Below are 1,697 nucleotides of genomic sequence, written 5' to 3'. Positions count from 1 at the left end.
AAGTGCTGGGTAAAGTTCAAACACTACTCACATCTAGAGCTCAGCGCTCGCATACAGCACAAGCTTGTTGAGATTCACCCTTTCCCAAATGGTAACGGCAGGCACTCGCGTATATTTACCGATGTTGTTCGCATGGTTTTACTAGAAGAGCCACCGCTTAACTGGGCAGAGGGCAACCTAGAGAAAGTGAGCGAAGAGCGCAAAGCTTATATCTCTTGCCTTAAGGAAGCTGACAAAGGTGATTTTGCTCCGTTCGTTAAATACCTAGAGAACCTTGGCAATTAACTTAAACAACAGACACAAAAATGTATGGTCCGCCTCGTTATTGCAAATGATATTGTCGATAACGAGGTTGGTTTGCGCTAATGTATTCGGAGTCTTCATTAGGTGCTTCACCACCCGCTCCTCGATGCGTTCCGCGCTAGATTGTCCTCAAAAAGCCCAAAGCCCAAAGCCCAAAGCAGAAAATCGAAAATCGTTATCTCAGCACCTCACTCAGTTAACAAAATAGCGTTTTCCACATGTTGGAAAATCGAAAATCGTTATCTCAACACCTCACTCAGTTAACATAATAGCGTTTTCCACATGTTGGAAAATCGAAAATCGTTATCTCAGCACCTCACTCAGTTACAAAATAGCGTTTTCCACATGTTGGAAAATCGAAAATTGTTATCTCAACACCCCACTCAGTTAACAAAATAGCGTTTTCCACATATTGGAAAATCGAAAATCGTTAGCTCCGAAAAGGCGAACACCTATTGCTAATGTTCACTGGGTTACCCCATCGCCCTTGCTAACGGTATCGATAAGGTACTCTTTTAACTCAAACTAAGCCGATTTCAGCGTCTGTAAAATACTGCAATCCTTTATCTGATGGCTTTTACAGCAGCTCGCGAGTGCCGCTAATGATTGTTCTAGTAATGCCAACTCTCGCTGGGTTTGTTGAATGCGGGCAAGTTGTTCGGCAATGATATAGTCGACTAGTGCGCACGACGATTTTGGGTCTTGTTGTGTATCAACCAAGCGCTTGATGTCATCGAGTCCGATGTTTAATTCTCTGCATCGTCTTATAAACACCAATGTATCAATGTCTTTTTGTTGGTAATGACGTGAGCTTACGGCAGCATAGTTCAACTTCCATTTTTTAAACTGATTTAATGATCGCAACCAAATAACCAGGATGCAATCATGTCAAATTCAGACCTATTATCGACACTCTCCACTGCTTTTGAGTGCTGGCGTAGCAACAGAAATGGCCGTCAGGTACCAACCCCAAATACATTACGTGAACAAGCCGTTGGATTACTCGAACATTATTCTTCTAGCAAAATAACATCCGTGCTACGGATAAGTGGCAGCCAGCTTAAACAGTGGCGAAATAGCATTAGCCCTCCTGTAAATAACCCCCAGTTTGTGCACCTACCCATTTTAGCACCGTCTACGCAAACAACTTTTAACGTAGAGCTCAAGTTCTTTCAGGGAGATACGATGTCTTTATCAGGCATTGACGATCCACAGACCCTTATTTCGCTGATCAGGGCGTTGAAATCGTGATACATCTGACTGCTGATACGCATATATTAATCGCTATTGCACCTGCCGACTTTCGTCAGGGGATTGATGGCTTAGCGGCACTATGCCGCTATAAATTATCCGCTAACCCTCGCTCTGGCTCGGTGTTCGTCTTTATTAACCGC

The 1,697-nt window shown here is 43.5% G+C and carries 3 protein-coding genes; 2 read left to right on the top strand and 1 reads right to left on the bottom strand.

Features of this window, described 5'->3' with window-relative positions; all coding sequences use genetic code 11:
• The coding region (locus HNW13_RS23390) for a Fic family protein (RefSeq protein ID WP_208062963.1) at positions 1–285 on the top strand (285 nt) is incomplete at its 5' end.
• Between the two features lie 543 nt (positions 286–828).
• On the opposite strand, the gene HNW13_RS23385 is transcribed toward HNW13_RS23390, so the two are convergent.
• Complete coding sequence (locus HNW13_RS23385) at positions 829–1,167, bottom strand: MerR family DNA-binding protein (RefSeq protein WP_243756389.1); 339 nt, start codon at positions 1,165–1,167, stop codon at positions 829–831.
• Between the two features lie 21 nt (positions 1,168–1,188).
• Here HNW13_RS23385 and HNW13_RS23380 point away from each other — a divergent pair, with 21 nt between their 5' ends.
• Positions 1,189–1,554: a hypothetical protein gene (locus HNW13_RS23380; protein ID WP_192115888.1), complete on the top strand. Its 366-nt coding sequence runs from the start codon at positions 1,189–1,191 to the stop codon at positions 1,552–1,554.
• Positions 1,555–1,697 lie beyond the last annotated feature (143 nt).

Source organism: Shewanella sp. BF02_Schw (assembly GCF_014596695.2).
Classification (GTDB): domain Bacteria; phylum Pseudomonadota; class Gammaproteobacteria; order Enterobacterales; family Shewanellaceae; genus Shewanella.
Note: the sequence above shows the minus strand (reverse complement) of the source record. Positions and strands in the feature narration are given on the sequence as shown.